Here is a 15,053-nt window from a genome sequence, read left to right as displayed (position 1 = left end):
AAACAAAAACGGCCGGGCTCACCACCCGGCCGCTTCGTATCATTCACCAAATCCAGCTCAGGCCGGCAGCAGCTTGCGCTCCACCGCGATCCGCTGGATCGCCTTCTGCAGCTTCTCGAACGCGCGCACCTCGATCTGGCGAACACGCTCGCGGCTCACATTGTAAACCTGCGAAAGCTCTTCCAGCGTCTTGGGCTCGTCGATCAGGCGGCGGTCCGTCAGGATGTGGCGCTCACGCTCGTTGAGGCTGTCCATCGCCTCGACCAGCAGCTGGTGGCGATAGCTCGCCTCTTCGGCATCGGCGACGGTCTCGTCCTGCAGCGGGCGATCGTCGGTCAGCCAGTCCTGCCATGAGCCTTCACCGTCCTCGCGCATCGAGACGTTGAGCGAGGCATCGCCGCCCATCATCATGCGCCGGTTCATGTTGACCACTTCCTGCTCTGGCACGCCCAAGTCGGTTGCGATCTTCTTCACGTCATCGGGATGAAGATCCGAATCCTCGAACGCTTCAAGGTTCTTCTTCATCCGGCGAAGGTTGAAGAACAGCTTCTTCTGCGCCGCCGTGGTGCCCATCTTCACCAGGCTCCACGAACGCAGGATGAACTCCTGCATCGAAGCCTTGATCCACCACATCGCGTAAGTGGCCAGACGGAAGCCCCGGTCGGGCTCGAACTTCTTCACGCCCTGCATCAACCCGATGTTGCCTTCGGAGATCAGCTCGCTGACCGGCAGGCCATAGCCGCGATAGCCCATGGCGATCTTCGCCACGAGACGCAGGTGGCTCGTCACCAGCTGGGCGGCGGCTTCTGGGTCCTGGTGTTCCTGAAAACGCTTGGCGAGCATGTATTCCTGCTCAGCCGTCAGCACGGGGAACTTGCGGATTTCCGAGAGATAGCGGTTGAGGCTGGCTTCCCCGCCAAGGGCAGGTACTGACACAGCTTTGCGTTCCTCACTCACCTGAACACGTCCTTTCGTTTCGTCGGTTCCCAGATGACGGCCCCCTGATGGGCGGCCGGCGGCGGGACCACTTCAAGCGGAGCCTCTTTACCGGACGACTCCAAAGTCCTTCACTACACCAAACGCATTACGCTTGCATCCTGCCCTTCAGCGCAGAGATCGACGATGAGTTCCCGCATGTCGACGGGCGTCGGGCTGGCGAAATGGTGGGCTGCACCGGTAACGGGGTGAATGAACCCCAGTTCCGCCGCGTGCAGTGCCTGCCGCGCGAAGCCGAGCCTGAGAAGGATGGGCCGAAGCCGCGATGGTGTACGTCCATATACAGGATCGCCCAATAGCGGATGGCCGATTGACGCAAGGTGAACGCGCACCTGGTGGGTTCTCCCGGTCTCGAGCCGACACTCGACCAGCGCCGCCCCTTCGAGCGCCGCCAGCGTCCGGTAATGCGTCACCGCATGCTTGCCCCTACCATCCTCCACCAGAGCCATCTTCTTGCGATCATGGCTGGACCGCGCAATCGCCCCGCGCACCGTGCCGGAGGGCGGCACCGGCAACCCCGCCGTCACGCATTTATAGGCGCGCACGATCGAATGATCGGCAAACTGCTTGGCCAGCCCCTCATGCGCCACATCGGTCTTGGCGACGACGAGCAGCCCTGACGTATCCTTGTCGATCCGATGCACGATCCCTGGCCGCGCCACCCCGCCAATGCCCGAAAGCTGCCCCCGGCAATGGTGCAGCAGCGCGTTGACCAGCGTCCCGTCCAGATTCCCCGCCGCCGGATGGACCACCAGCCCCGCCGGCTTGTCCACCACGATCAGCGCATCGTCCTCAAAGACGACGGCAAGCGGAATATCCTGCGCAATGGCTTCGGCAGGCGCAGCTTCGGGCACGCGGATTTCAAAGGTGGCGCCCTCGGCCACCTTCACAGAAGCCTGCGACACAACCTTGCCGGAGAGACTGATCCGCCCCTCAGCCAGCAACGCCTTGACCCGCTCCCGCGAAAGCCCCGAGGCATCGGCAAGCGCCTTGTCCAGCCGCTGCCCACCAGCCGAGACGGTTCCGGAAATGATTGTATCGGCGGCCCCCATTTCCGGAGATATGGGGAGGGTGGAGGTGGGGTGCAAGGTATCGGATTGGCAAGCATCAGAAGGCCAAGGGCACCAGTTTCTGGGAGATCGAGCTTAGCGATGGACGCAAGCAAACGATGTGTCCACGCTGGGCAGCTTTCGAGATGGAATTTATAACCATATTGGCGCAAATCGCCTCGTTGCCAAGCAGCAGAAGCAGGCTAATCTCGCGGGCATGCATGAAATTGGCCAGCCCGTGCTGCGCCCTGCATTGTCGTTAGGCCAAAGGAGCTTCGATGCCGCTGAACACTGTCTTCTCCCTCATGGCGCTTGCTCTGGCACCGGGGAGCAACTCATGCGGCACCGGCCAGGTCATGCTGGGCGAGACCTCCATTTATGCCGATCACAGCGCCCCCGCAGCCGTAACTGTCCTGCTTGAATCCGGCAACGGCAATGACTCACATGTCTGGGACGGTCTCGAACCGAAGATAAGGGCCAGCGGCGTGGCAACGCTTCGCTACGATCGCGCCGGCTATGGCGCCAGCGCGCCGCGCCCGGCCGAGGCCTATCTGGTCGAACAGGACCTTGCTGTCGTGAAGAAGCTACTGGATCGCTGCGTGGGAGAGCGTCCGGTCATCTACGTCGCGCATTCCTACGGAGGCATCCTTGCCCTGCTGACCGCGAAGCAGGACCCACGCATCAAGGGCATCGTGCTTGTCGACACCTTGGTTCCCGGAGTGGAGACTGTCGCCGCGGTCACAGCGCAACGAGAAGATCTGCGCAAGCAATATGACCTTGTTCGTCGGGAGGCACCGGCATTGGCTGCTGCCTTGCTGCCCGTCGTCGAGGCTTTGCCCGACACGACAGATCTGATCAACCGAACCCAGATCTCCACCGACCTGCCGATAATCGACATCGTGGCGACCGGTGGTCATGACGGGGATCTTCCGCGGATCGAGCAATGGCGAGAAGGGCATCGGCGCTTCGTTGCGGAAGCACCCGGCAACCGCGTTTTCGTCGAAGCGTTCGACTCCAGTCATCAGGTCATTCGCGACCAGCCTGAAACAATACTGAAGGCCATCGCCCAGCTCCTTCGTCGTATCGATACTAAGTAAAGAAGCACGCAACCACAGCGCAAGGCATACGCCGTATCGCCACCACAACGGACCGTAAAGTTTCCAGAAATTGCTGCGGCAGCGAGATACCGCAACACTTTATAAAATCCCAAAACTCCATCGTCGCCCCCGGCTTGATCCGGGGCTGGGCCTTCTTCTGCGCACCGCTTGAACCAAGGAAGCGGGGTCCCGGACCAAGTCCGCGACGACGACACGTGAGCGGAGTCGTTGCACGCACCCGCGCGATGAAACACCCCACCATCCATCTTCCCCCCACCCCCTCGTCAGTCCCCCACCCTTCGTCATTCCCCCTCCCCCTCGTCATTCCCGCGCAGGCGGGAATCCAGCGACAAACAACACCGTCGCACCGCGACGACATTCCTTGGACCCATCTGGCTTCCCGCCTGCGCGGGAATGACGAGAGAGGGGATACGAGGTGTGGTTGCGTTCCATCTTGACAAAACGAACCATATAGGTTATACGCCCTGCCCACAGGTCAGGAGAGGGCAAAAGGCCAACCCGCTCCTCTCCCTTCGGAGGTCAGGCGGTGGCCGAAGCCTCCGGCGCGATCGGTGCGGCAGGTGCGCGCGGGTTCAATGCGGGGCGTAAAGCCCAGACCCACCGGGCAAACCCTGTCGTTACCCAAGGACAGACAGGACACCCCAGGGCTGATAGCACGGCGCCGAACCCTGAGCGACGCTGCGGATGCGGAACCCGCCATGATTGTGCGACAGTGTCAGCACAAACGACAGGTTCTTTTCACGCAGCCGCTTGCCAGAAGCCAAGGCAGCCCGCGAGCCGCTGCCAAAGCTTCGTCCTTTCACATATGTCCGCCCTCAGGCTGAGCCGACAAGGGGTCCGGAACCGCCCCCCGGCCACTCGCAACCGGTCCCGCGCCCTCCCCGCGCGTGCCACAACGGCACCGCACCGGTCGCGCGATCTGTGACTCTCCCACCGGCGTTACCGTCCGCACTCGCCAGCGGATGAGCCTTCATATTCCCACCCCCTGCGTCCCCGCGAAGGCGGGGACCTCGGTGATGTTACGGACCCTCACGGCAAACCGCCTGAGGCCCCCGCCTTCGCGGGGGAGCAGAAAAGGAATTTGCGCGCGGAGACGCGGAGGCGCGGAGAAGAGGAAAGGGAGGAAAAGCATGCGGCGCAGCCGCCCTCAATCCTCCTTCTTCTTCTTCTCCGCGTCTCCGCGTCTCCGCGCGAAACCGATCTTCTTCCTCTGCAATCTCTTTTCCCTCTGCGTCTCTGCGAGAAACAAGCATCCTGCGCCCACCCCGCGAAGGCGAGGGTAGCCGCAGCGGAGTGGGCGCCCCGCGCTACCGCCGATACCCCAGCTCAAAAGCTCCAAGTCAGCCGCACGATCCCCACCACCGCATCAGCCGCGCGCCGGTCGCCGCCGGGCTGGTGCACCCACTGCACATCAGGCTGCAGCGCCAGCCACGGAGTGATCTGATCCGCGTAGGTCAGCTCCACCACCGTCTCGTTCCCCGGCTCGCCTCCGCCCTCACGCAGGGCATCGCGGAAGTGGTGGCTGGTCCAGGCATGGTGCACGCCGAGCGAGAGCTGGCTGTCGGGGCGCGCGGCCAATGCCGGTGCCATCAACAACCCCGCCTGAAAGCCGCCATGGAACGGCGTAGTGTGCGGATCGGACAGGCCCGCGCGCAGAAACGCCGTCACTTGCCGCGCGCCACCGTTGGCCAACAGGTCCCCCTCGATCACCGCATAGGCCCCTTGCGAGGGCTTGCGCAGCGGCGCACCATCGGGGCCGGTCTCGTAACTGTCCTCGGGATTGCGGGTATAGCGCCACACGCCAATGTTGCCGCGCACCCGCCCCTCGCTGCGCCCCGCCTCGCCAATCAGCAGCAGGCCATCGCGGAAGCTGACATCCACCCCGCCCCGGTCGCCCAGCGTGCTCGCCCGCGCATTGATCACGCCCAGCCGCACGAACGCCCCACCCACCGGCACATAAAGCCGCGCCGCCAGTGCGCTCGATGGAAAGATCGATGGCCCGTTCGGCCCTGTCGCCGCCAATTCCGAACCGATCCCGAAGGGCGGCGCGATCAGCAGGCCCGCCGCATCGTTGGCATAGAACTCGCTGTTCACATCGTAGAGCCCCATGCGCAGCGAGGCACCACCAGAGCCGATGTCCCGCTCCAGCCACGCCTCGAACAGGCGCAGCCCCGCATCGGGCACTTCGATGTTGTCGACCCCCTGCAAGGTCGCCGCCGCATCGTTGGGCCGGCCCCCACGATTGTCGAGCACGTGGAAATGCGCTCGCGTTCCGCCCCAGCCAATCAACCGCGCCAGATCGAGGTCAGCCGTCAGGTTGACGTTCGAAAGCGCCCGCAGCTTGCGATCTCCTGTGCCCGAGACCAGCCCGGCCACATCGACAATGACTTCACCGGCAAGGTCAACCGCGGGGGCTACCGGGGCCTCCTCCTGCGCCAATGCAGGCTGCACCGCCAAGGCCAGCAGTGCCGCGCCTGCAAGCCAGCGCCGCCCCGTCATGCCGCAATCGCCCGCAGAGGCGCTGCTGCGGCCTCCTGCCCGATCTCGAAGCGCGACAATTGCTGCACCACTTCCTCGATCGAGGCGACGACCGAGCGGCTCGCATTGCTCACCTGATCGGCCACCGCGCTGTTGCTCTGGGTGATCTTCTCGATCTGCTTGGATGTCGCATCGATCGAGCGCAGCGAGACGTCCTGCTCGCTCGCGCCTGCCTCGACCACCTCCATCACCCGGTTGATCTCATCCATCTGCCCGGTGATCGCGCGCAGGCTCGACCCGGCATCGCGCACCAGCCGTACGCCGTTGCCGATCTCGCCCGAGGCATTGGCGATGAGTTCATTGATCTCGCGCGCGGCATCGGCGCTGCGCTGGGCCAGCGCGCGCACCTCGTTGGCGACCACGGCAAAGCCCTTGCCGGCATCGCCCGCCCGCGCCGCCTCCACACCGGCGTTGAGCGCGAGCAGGTTGGTCTGGAAGGTGATCCCGTCAATCACGCTGACGATGCTGCCGATTTCCTGCGCCGCGCTTTCGATGCGGTCCATCGCGGCCTCGGCATGATGGATCACCTCGCCACCGCGATTGATTTCCTGGCCGACCTGATCGACGGCCGCGCGCGCAGTCGAGACCGCCTCGGTCGAACCTTCGACCCTTAGCGCGAGGCTGGCGATGGCCGCAGCGGTTTCCTCAAGGCTGGCGGCCTGGTTGGCGTTACGGTTCGAAAGGTCGCCCGCCGCCCCGCCGATATCGCGCGCCACGTCATGGAGCTTCTCTGTCGAGGCCTTCATCCGGGCGAGCGCCGAGCCAAGCGCGGTGAGCGCTCCGTTGAAATCGCGGCGCAACTGCTCGAACGGTCCGGCGAGCGGCGTGTTCAAACGGAAGGCGAGGTTGCCCGCCGCCAGCTCACTGAGGCCCGCGCCGATCGAGGCGACTATCGCATCGCCCTGCCGAGCGGTCTCGGCCCGCGCCTCGCTCAGGTTGTCGCGCAGTTCGAGCACGGCGCGGGCAAGATCGCCGATTTCGTCGGAACGTCGCTCGCCCTCCATCACCATGTCGAGCCTGCCGTCGGCCATGTCCTGCACGCGTGCGGCAATCGCGATGATCGCATCGACGATGTCGCGTCGCGCATGGCGGGCGACCCACGCCAGCGAAGCCAGCAGGACCAGCAGGCTGGCAAAGGCCGTAAGCCGCGCCTGTGCAGCCACGGCATTGGCATCAGCCACGGTTGCCGCCGCATGCGCTTCGACCGCATCGGAAATCTTCGCCATTTCGCCTTCGAGCTGGGTGAAGAGTTGCTGGAAGCGCTGCAACTGCGCATCATCCGGCACCGCCCCCTGCTCCGCCGCCCCCATCTCTGCTTTCAGGGCAATGGCACGACTGAGGCCCACGTAATCGCGGAACGCAGCCTCTGCCTGATGGCGCGCGGCCACGACCTCGGGCGCATCGGTCGCGCGCGAGGTCGGAGACATGCGGTTCTCGAACTCGCCGAGGCGCTCCTGCAGTTCCCGCGCGGCCTCCGCCCCATTGATCGCACCGGTCTGGCGTGAAGCGACGATGCTGACGACCTCGCCGCGGATCGCGTCATGACCCATGTCGGCTTCCATGTGATCGCGCATCAGGCCCGTCGCTGCATTGAGCTGCGCCATCGCCTGCTCCTGCCGCCACATGCCCCACATGCTCAGCGCCGTGGATGCCAGTGCCCCCAGTCCAAGGACAAGACATCCGATCACCACCTTGCGCTTTATCGATTGGCCATGAACCATCAGACGCTCCGCCGCACGAGACCACCGTGCACGCGGCACGGTCCTCCAACAGCGGGGCATCATGACGGTCAGGCGGAAACATAACGAAAGAGAAGGGCTAGGTATTGCCACGCGCGCAGTTGTCAGGCGACAAAGGATTGCAGTTTACCCGGTGTTTACTGATTGAAGGCGGGTATCGCCACTTGCCACCACCACCTGCAGACCCCACACCTTCCCCATGGCCATGACCATCCAAGAACAGGCCCACGCTACGACCATCACGACCGCCATGGCCTGCGCCCCCCGCGAAGCCTGCGGTCTGCTGCTTGGCACCGGCTCGGAAATCCAGACCGCCGTCCCTACCGCAAACGTCGCCGCAGACCCGGCGCACCATTTCGAGATCGACCCCGCCGCCCTGATCGCCGCGCACAAAGCTGCGCGCCATGGCGGCCCGCAAGTCTTGGGCTATTTCCACTCGCACCCCAACGGCCTCGCCCGCCCTTCCGCTACCGATGCCGCCAGCGCCGCGCGCGACGGCAAGGTCTGGGCCATCGCCGCCCCGGTTAACGACGGAACGTGGGCAATTACGTGTTGGCACGATGGTCCGGACGGGTTCGAAGCGCTTCCCTACACGGTCACGGCTGGCTAAGGCTGGCTTAACGTATTCGTCCTTCAAAAGGCTCGTATCCTGAACATGACCGCATCCGTTCCCGCTCTCGATCTTGCCAGCCTGCTGTGCTCGCGCCTGTGCCATGACCTGCTCAGCCCCGTGGGCGCGCTGTCCAACGGGCTGGAACTGCTGACCGAGGAGCAGGACCCCGAGATGCGCCAGCGCTGCTTCGAACTCCTGGAGCAGAGCGCCAAGGCCTCGGCCGACAAGCTCAAGTTCTTCCGCCTCGCCTTCGGTGCCGCAGGCGGCTTCGGCGATACCGTACCGGTCTCCGAAGCGCGCGCGCTGGTCGATGCACTGGCCGGCAGCAACGGACGCGTGGCGGTGCACTGGATGTTCGGCGTCGATGCCCTGCCCAAGCCTGCGGTCAAGACCTTGCTCAACCTCGCGCTGATCGGGCTCGACGCTCTGGTGCGCGGCGGCACGCTCGACATCGGGGCCGAAGCCAACGGCAGCGCGATCGAGATCGTGGTGCGCGCCGCAGGACAGCGTGTCGCCTTCGATCCCTCGATCGGCGAGGCGCTGGAAGGACGCCTGCGCGGCAGTGAACTCTCGAGCCGCACCGCCCCTGCCGCGATGGTCCAGCAGCTTGCCGCCTCGGTCGGCGGCGGCGTGCAGGTTCACGTGACGGCGGAAAGCCTCGTCATGGGCGCGGTGCTCCCGGTCGGCTGAACAAGGGGCCCGCCCATGCGCCGCTGGCTAGTCCACCGCGAAGTGCCCTCGCCCAACTGGAACGAGCGCAAGCTGCCCGTTTCGATGGTCGTGCTGCATTACACCGGCATGGAGACGGGACAGGCCGCACTTGACCGGCTGTGCGATCCGGCGGCGGAAGTCTCGGCGCACTACATGATCGACGAGGACGGCACAGTCACCGGTCTTGTCGATGAAGACAAGCGGGCGTGGCACGCTGGGCGCTCAAGCTGGCGCGGAATTACCGATGTCAATTCGGCCAGCGTCGGGATCGAGCTGGTCAATCCCGGCCACGAATTCGGTTACCGCCCCTTCCCCGATGCTCAGATCGAGGCGTTGCTGCCGCTGCTCGCAGATATCGTCAAACGCCACAACATCCCCCGCGCCAACGTCGTAGGCCACTCCGACGTCGCCCCGGCGCGCAAGGAAGACCCGGGCGAGCTGTTCCCGTGGGAGCTGCTGGCCCGGCACCGCCTCTGCCTGCCCACGCCCAAGCTCACGATGCGGCTGCTCTATGACAACGAGGCCGCGTTCTTCCTCGCGCTCGAACGCTTCGGCTATGACATCTCGGATCAGCAAGCCGCCGTGCGCGCGTTCCAGCGGCGCTGGCGGCCGCAGCGGATCGACGGGCAGGTCGATGGACAGATCGGCGCGCTGCTTTTCGAACTCCTGTTGGAACGCGATCTCGGTCATGCTAGGTGACCGCTCGCCAGGGGGCCGGGCAGCCGCGTGATCGAAAGATCCCGAGGAAAGTCCGGGCTCCACGAAACAAGGGTGGCGGGTAACGCCCGCCGGGCTTGGGATTAACGTCCCCGGTCAAGGGAAAGTGCCACAGAGAGCAGACCGCCCGATGGTCGCAAGACCGGAGGGTAAGGGTGAAAGGGTGTGGTAAGAGCACACCGCGCGACCGGCAACGGAAGCGGCACGGCAAACCCCACCCGGAGCAAGATCGAATAGGGACTGCGCGTTTCCGAAAGGGAACAGGCCTGTTTCGGGCCAGCAGTCCGGGTTGATTGCTTGAGCGTTCCGGCAACGGTCCGCCTAGAGGAATGGCTGCCAGTGCCGATACGGTCCACGATGGGGCAACCTTGGTGGGATACCGTCGGCGCTACAGAACCCGGCTTACAGGCCCCCTGGCGTTTCAATGGTTTCCTACACGCGCCCAAAGCGTTAGGAAGTGCCCATGTCCGGCGGCCACCACCATCATCACCACCATGACCATGATCATCATGGCCACACCCATGCACCCGCCAGCTTCGGCCGCGCCTTTGCCGTCGGCATCGCGCTGAACCTCGGCTTCGTCGTGGTCGAGGCGGTCTATGGCGTGATCGCAGGCTCCATGGCACTCGTGGCGGACGCGGGCCACAACCTCTCGGACGTGCTCGGCCTTGTGATCGCCTGGATCGCCAGCGTGCTCGCCGCGCGGCCGCCGTCAGCCCGTTTCACCTATGGCTTCAAGTCCAGTTCGATCCTCGCAGCGCTCGGCAATGCGGCGTTCCTGCTGGTGGCATTGGGCGCGATCCTCGTCGAGACGATCCGCCGCCTGATCGAACCCGAGCCGGTTGCAGGGGGGCCGGTGATGATCGTTGCGGCCATCGGCATCGTGATCAACACCGCCACCGCACTGATGTTCATGCGCGGCCGCCGCCACGACATCAACATCCGCGGCGCCTACTTGCACATGGCGGCAGACGCTGCGGTTTCTGCAGGCGTCGTCGTTGCGGGCCTGTTGATCACGCTGACTGGCGCGCAGTGGATCGATCCGGTGACCAGCCTTGTCATCGTCGGCGTGATCGCGGTTGGCACGTGGGGCCTGCTCAAGGATTCGCTGCGGATGGGCCTCCACGCCGTGCCACCGGGGATCGACGAGCAGAAGGTGCGCCGTTTCCTGACCGCGCTCAACGGCGTCGAGGCCGTCCACGACCTGCACATCTGGCCGATGAGCACGACCGAGACCGCGCTGACCGCGCATCTCGTCATGCCGGGTGGCCATCCGGGCGACAATTTCCTCCACCAGCTGGCCCACGAACTGGAGCACGATTTCGGCATCGGCCACGCCACGGTGCAGGTCGAGACGATCGACGGGCACGAGTGCGCGCTACTGCACGATCACGTGATCTGAACAGCCTCACCCGATCCGACCTGACCAAGCGGGCATAGCCCCAAGGGACATGTCGCGGATGACCGCGCGAAGGTCCATCTCCGGTCCCGGAGACGTTCCAACCGGGCCAGAATTACCCCTACGACCCGGTTCCTCCCTTGGACCTTTGGCTACTCGTTCCCTTCGGCCGGGGTCATTCTTCTAAAGGCGCGCTGCCCCACGCAGCGCGCCTTTTTTTTGATTTTACATCTTGCAATCAATGACATGCCCCAAGGGTCATGTGGAATGCAGCGCGGGCCGCACCACCTTCAGGCGTGGACGGGCAGGCCGGCAGCCCCAAGTGACGCGCCGGACAAACGCATGTTTCCTGCAAGGAGTTACCGATGACCCGCAAGTTCATGATCGCCGCGCTCGCGGCCACCGCAGCCACCGCCGCACCTGTGTTCGTCGCGCCCGCCTGGGCCAACCATCACGAAGAAACCAAGATGGTCGGCGGCGCCGCCATGTACCCGACCAAGACCATTGTCGAAAACGCGGTGAACTCGGCCGACCACACCACGCTGGTTGCCGCAGTGAAGGCTGCAGGGCTGGTCGACACGCTGAACAGCGCCGGCCCCTTCACCGTCTTCGCCCCCACCAACGCCGCCTTCGCCAAGCTGCCCGCAGGCACCGTCGACACGCTGCTGAAGCCTGAAAACAAGGCGACGCTTGCCAAGATCCTCACCTACCACGTCGTCGCAGGGAAGGTCTCGGCGGCTGATTTGGTCGCCAAGATCAAGGCCGATGGCGGCAAGACCGCGCTGACCACCGTCTCAGGCGGCAAGCTCACCGCCTCGCTGATGGGCGATACCGTCATGCTGACCGACGAAAAGGGCGGCATGGCCCACGTGACCCAGGCCGACGTGTTCCAGAAGAATGGCGTGATCCACGTGACCGATGCGGTCTCGCTGCCGAACTGAGGTAGCAGAGCCCTCCCCATCCCCTTCCGCTTGCGGGAGGGGAGAAGGGCAAAAGAAAAGGGCGGGTGCCACACAGGCCCCGCCCTTTTTCACACCTGTCGCCCGAAGCTCAGCCTGCAGGCAGAAAGCGCAACATCTTCGCCTTGAGCAGGTTTACCAGCGCCGGGTCCATGAACTCGTAGTCATCGGGAATGTCGAGGCAGATCACGCGCTGGCCAGAAAGCGCCGCACGGAACTTGCGCTGCAGCTTGTTGCGATGCGCCTTTTCCATCACCACGATCACGTCCGCCCAGCTTACGAGTTCGGCGGTCAGCGGGTTCTCGGCATCGTTGTTGGTACCAGCGGAGTCCACCTCGATGCCCGGCCAGCCGCTGAATATCTGCTCAGCCGTGGGACTGCGCAGGCGGTTCTGGCTGCAGACGAAGAGATAGCGCTTAATGCGCAGGTTCCGGAAGCTGGCCCGCCTGCTGTCCATGACGGCCTGTCTGAGGGCCAGACCGAAGGGACAGCAGCGGTATCAGGTTGACCCGATCAGGCAGCCTCTTCCTTGCCCTTGTGGACGCGGACGGGTTCCTTGCGGCCTTCGACGACGTCCTTGTCGACGACGACTTCGGCAATGTCGGTTTCGGTCGGCACGTCGAACATGGTGTCGAGCAGCAGGCCTTCGACGATCGAGCGAAGCCCGCGCGCACCGGTCTTGCGTTCGATGGCCTTCTTGGCGATCGCCTCGAGCGCGTCGTCGGTGAAGGTAAGGGCCACATCTTCCAGCTCGAACAGCTTGGCGTACTGCTTGACCAGCGCGTTCTTCGGCTCCTTGAGGATCTGGACCAGCGCCTCGATGTCGAGGTCGTTGAGCGTCGCGATCACCGGCAGGCGGCCCACGAACTCGGGGATCAGGCCGAACTTGAGCAGGTCTTCGGGCTCTGCCTTCTGCAGCAGCTCGCCAACCTTGCGCTTATCGGGATCGGCGACATGCGCGCCGAAGCCGATCGAGCGCTTCTGCAGGCGGTCCGAGATGATCTTCTCGAGGCCCGCGAAGGCGCCACCGCAGATGAACAGGATGTTCGTGGTGTCGACCTGCAGGAATTCCTGCTGCGGATGCTTGCGCCCGCCCTGCGGCGGCACCGAAGCGGTGGTGCCTTCCATCAGCTTGAGCAGGGCCTGTTGCACGCCTTCGCCCGAAACGTCACGCGTGATCGAGGGGTTCTCGGCCTTGCGGCTGATCTTGTCGATCTCGTCGATGTAGACGATGCCGTGCTGCGCCTTCTCGACATTGTAGTCGGAAGCCTGGAGCAGCTTGAGGATGATGTTTTCCACGTCCTCGCCCACGTAACCGGCTTCGGTCAGCGTGGTGGCATCGGCCATGGTGAAGGGCACGTCGAAGGTCTTGGCCAGCGTCTGCGCGAGCAGGGTCTTGCCGCAGCCGGTGGGGCCGACGAGCAGGATGTTCGACTTCGAAAGCTCGACCTCGCCGCCCTTGCCGCTGTGCTTCAAGCGCTTGTAGTGGTTGTGGACGGCCACCGACAGCACGCGCTTGGCGCGGTCCTGCCCGATCACGTAATCGTTCAGAGTCTCGAAGATGTCGCGCGGGGTTGGTACGCCGCCATCCTTCTTGCCAGCGATGCCGGCCTTGGTCTCTTCACGGATGATGTCGTTGCACAGCTCGACGCATTCATCGCAGATGAACACGGTCGGCCCGGCAATGAGCTTGCGCACCTCATGCTGAGATTTGCCGCAGAAGCTGCAGTACAGGGTGCTCTTGGTATCCGATCCGGAAAGCTTGGTCATTCGTCCATCCCAGGCGCCTCTCCACGAGAGGCGGGCCCGATCATCCTACTACCCCAAGGGCATTAATCAACCGGACTCGATTACAGTATCGCATTCCTAGGGGGCAAAGCCTTTCGCTGGGCTTAAGGCCCTGCCCCTCAGGGATATTCCTTATGCAGGCGCGCCGCCCGAGCCTTCCTCGCCACCGACAGAATCGGTTGCGGGGCGCGACTCGAAGACCTTGTCGACAAGACCGAACTTCAGCGCTTCCTCGGCTTCGAGGAAAGTGTCGCGGTCCATCGCCTTCTCGATCTCGTCGAGCGAGCGGCCGGTGAACTTGACATAGAGGTCGTTCATGCGCTTGCGGATGCGCAGGATCTCGCGCGCCTGGATCTCGATGTCCGAGGCCATGCCGCGCGCGCCGCCCGAGGGCTGGTGGACCATGATGCGGGCGTTGGGCAGCGCGATGCGCATGCCGGGTTCACCCGCGGCAAGCAGGAACGAACCCATCGAAGCAGCCTGACCGATGCACACGGTCGACACGCGCGGGCGGATGTACTGCATGGTGTCGTAGATCGCGAGACCTGCCGTCACCACGCCGCCCGGCGAGTTGATGTACATCGAAATGTCCTTCGAGGGATTTTCCGACTCGAGGAACAGCAACTGGGCGATGATCACCGAGGCCATGTGATCCTCGACCTCGCCGGTCACGAAGATGATGCGTTCGCGCAGCAGGCGCGAATAGATGTCGAAGCTGCGTTCGCCACGGCTCGATTGCTCGACCACCACCGGAATCAAGGCGCCGGTCACGGGATCGTGGGTAAACTTGCCCTGGGCTCCATAAACACTGGCGCCGGAAGCGCCGAACAGGTCGAGCATGGGAATCCTCATCTGGTTAGATCTCGCTATGTCGCGTGCCACGGCGCGATGTTCAAGGGCATTAACGGCGATTCCGGGGATTTGCGTGGGGAAAGCCTGCCCGCGACCAGCCCGAAGGGGAAGGTAACCGCTCGGCAGCAGGCAAGTTAGTCTGCCGCTGAAGGGAGCAGACGATGGGCATGAGCGAGATTGCAAGTGGGTGGAGCCGCCTGTCACTCGGGCTCAACGTGCTCGTTCTGGTGCCGGTCTGCCTCTCGCTTGTCGGCAAGGCAGCGTGGTGCGACATTGCCTACGGACCGGACAGCCCGGCACGCGGCATTCTCCTGTCGATATACCTTGCGATCCTCGTCGCCTCGATCGGTCTGCTGTTCAGACCTTTGCCCGCTGCTATCCTCGCCCTGCTTGCGGTGCAGGTGATCTACAAGGTGACCACGCCGTTCACTGTCGGCACGGTCTTCAACCCCGTAGTGGCGAGCAATCTGGCGATTGCGCTGGTCCATGCCACCACGATCCTCTTGCTTGTGCGCTCGGCCGATCTCGCACGCTGAACAAGGCGCTTGCCGCACTGCGCAAGTTTGCGCCAAGC

At 64.3% G+C, this 15,053-nt stretch carries 14 protein-coding genes and 1 other RNA gene; 8 read left to right on the top strand and 7 right to left on the bottom strand.

Annotation, left to right across the window (positions count from 1 at the left end; translation table 11 throughout):
- Positions 1 to 57: 57 nt before the first annotated feature.
- Together rpoH and ACZ1JX_RS00730 are read right to left on the bottom strand one after the other, a co-directional pair.
- Entirely contained in the window at positions 58 to 957 is a 900-nt protein-coding gene (rpoH, locus tag ACZ1JX_RS00735) for an RNA polymerase sigma factor RpoH (protein WP_465124927.1), read from the bottom strand.
- Between the two features lie 113 nt (positions 958 to 1,070).
- Complete coding sequence (locus ACZ1JX_RS00730) at positions 1,071 to 2,048, bottom strand: RluA family pseudouridine synthase (RefSeq protein WP_465124926.1); 978 nt, start codon at positions 2,046 to 2,048, stop codon at positions 1,071 to 1,073.
- A gap of 275 nt (positions 2,049 to 2,323) precedes the next feature.
- Here ACZ1JX_RS00730 and ACZ1JX_RS00725 point away from each other — a divergent pair, with 275 nt between their 5' ends.
- A complete protein-coding gene (locus ACZ1JX_RS00725; protein WP_465124925.1) occupies positions 2,324 to 3,142 on the top strand; it encodes an alpha/beta fold hydrolase in 819 nt (272 codons plus the stop codon).
- Between the two features lie 1,347 nt (positions 3,143 to 4,489).
- On the opposite strand, the gene ACZ1JX_RS00720 is transcribed toward ACZ1JX_RS00725, so the two are convergent.
- Complete coding sequence (locus tag ACZ1JX_RS00720) at positions 4,490 to 5,662, bottom strand: carbohydrate porin (protein WP_465124924.1); 1,173 nt, start codon at positions 5,660 to 5,662, stop codon at positions 4,490 to 4,492.
- Entirely contained in the window at positions 5,659 to 7,422 is a 1,764-nt protein-coding gene (locus ACZ1JX_RS00715; protein ID WP_465124923.1) for a methyl-accepting chemotaxis protein, read from the bottom strand. The genes ACZ1JX_RS00720 and ACZ1JX_RS00715 overlap by 4 nt, the downstream gene beginning before the upstream one ends.
- A gap of 223 nt (positions 7,423 to 7,645) precedes the next feature.
- On the opposite strand from ACZ1JX_RS00715, the gene ACZ1JX_RS00710 reads away from it, so the two are divergent.
- The 6 genes from ACZ1JX_RS00710 (at position 7,646) to ACZ1JX_RS00685 (ending at position 11,821) form a co-directional block, all read left to right on the top strand.
- Positions 7,646 to 8,050, top strand: coding sequence for a M67 family metallopeptidase (locus ACZ1JX_RS00710; protein WP_465124922.1), 405 nt, complete (start codon positions 7,646 to 7,648; stop codon positions 8,048 to 8,050).
- Positions 8,051 to 8,095: 45 nt separating this feature from the next.
- Positions 8,096 to 8,743 carry a histidine phosphotransferase family protein gene (locus ACZ1JX_RS00705; protein WP_465124921.1) on the top strand — a complete coding sequence of 216 codons (648 nt, stop codon included), beginning with the start codon at positions 8,096 to 8,098 and terminating at the stop codon, positions 8,741 to 8,743.
- A gap of 15 nt (positions 8,744 to 8,758) precedes the next feature.
- Positions 8,759 to 9,463, top strand: a complete 705-nt coding sequence (locus ACZ1JX_RS00700; protein ID WP_465124920.1) for an N-acetylmuramoyl-L-alanine amidase — start codon at positions 8,759 to 8,761, stop codon at positions 9,461 to 9,463.
- Between the two features lie 7 nt (positions 9,464 to 9,470).
- An RNA gene (rnpB, locus tag ACZ1JX_RS00695) (RNase P RNA component class A) lies at positions 9,471 to 9,902 on the top strand.
- Between the two features lie 42 nt (positions 9,903 to 9,944).
- Positions 9,945 to 10,883 carry a cation diffusion facilitator family transporter gene (locus ACZ1JX_RS00690; protein WP_465124919.1) on the top strand — a complete coding sequence of 313 codons (939 nt, stop codon included), beginning with the start codon at positions 9,945 to 9,947 and terminating at the stop codon, positions 10,881 to 10,883.
- Between the two features lie 362 nt (positions 10,884 to 11,245).
- Positions 11,246 to 11,821 (top strand): fasciclin domain-containing protein, encoded by a 576-nt coding sequence (locus ACZ1JX_RS00685; protein WP_465124918.1) that lies wholly within the window; start codon positions 11,246 to 11,248, stop codon positions 11,819 to 11,821.
- 109 nt (positions 11,822 to 11,930) lie between these two features.
- Here ACZ1JX_RS00685 and ACZ1JX_RS00680 read toward each other — a convergent pair whose 3' ends face one another.
- From ACZ1JX_RS00680 to clpP, 3 genes are all read right to left on the bottom strand, one after another.
- On the bottom strand, positions 11,931 to 12,296 hold the full coding sequence (locus tag ACZ1JX_RS00680; RefSeq protein WP_465124917.1) for a low molecular weight protein tyrosine phosphatase family protein: 366 nt from the start codon (positions 12,294 to 12,296) through the stop codon (positions 11,931 to 11,933).
- A 56-nt stretch (positions 12,297 to 12,352) separates the two neighbouring features.
- On the bottom strand, positions 12,353 to 13,609 hold the full coding sequence (gene clpX / locus ACZ1JX_RS00675; RefSeq protein ID WP_144902693.1) for an ATP-dependent Clp protease ATP-binding subunit ClpX: 1,257 nt from the start codon (positions 13,607 to 13,609) through the stop codon (positions 12,353 to 12,355).
- A gap of 150 nt (positions 13,610 to 13,759) precedes the next feature.
- The gene (gene clpP, locus ACZ1JX_RS00670; RefSeq protein WP_465126461.1) at positions 13,760 to 14,467 is read right to left on the bottom strand and encodes an ATP-dependent Clp endopeptidase proteolytic subunit ClpP; all 708 of its coding nucleotides are present in this window, start codon (positions 14,465 to 14,467) and stop codon (positions 13,760 to 13,762) included.
- A gap of 179 nt (positions 14,468 to 14,646) precedes the next feature.
- Here clpP and ACZ1JX_RS00665 point away from each other — a divergent pair, with 179 nt between their 5' ends.
- Positions 14,647 to 15,015, top strand: coding sequence for a hypothetical protein (locus ACZ1JX_RS00665; RefSeq protein WP_465124916.1), 369 nt, complete (start codon positions 14,647 to 14,649; stop codon positions 15,013 to 15,015).
- Positions 15,016 to 15,053 lie beyond the last annotated feature (38 nt).

Source organism: Novosphingobium sp. BL-A-41-Hi4A-0G, from assembly GCF_055521735.1.
This window is presented reverse-complemented; position numbering and strand designations above follow the sequence as displayed.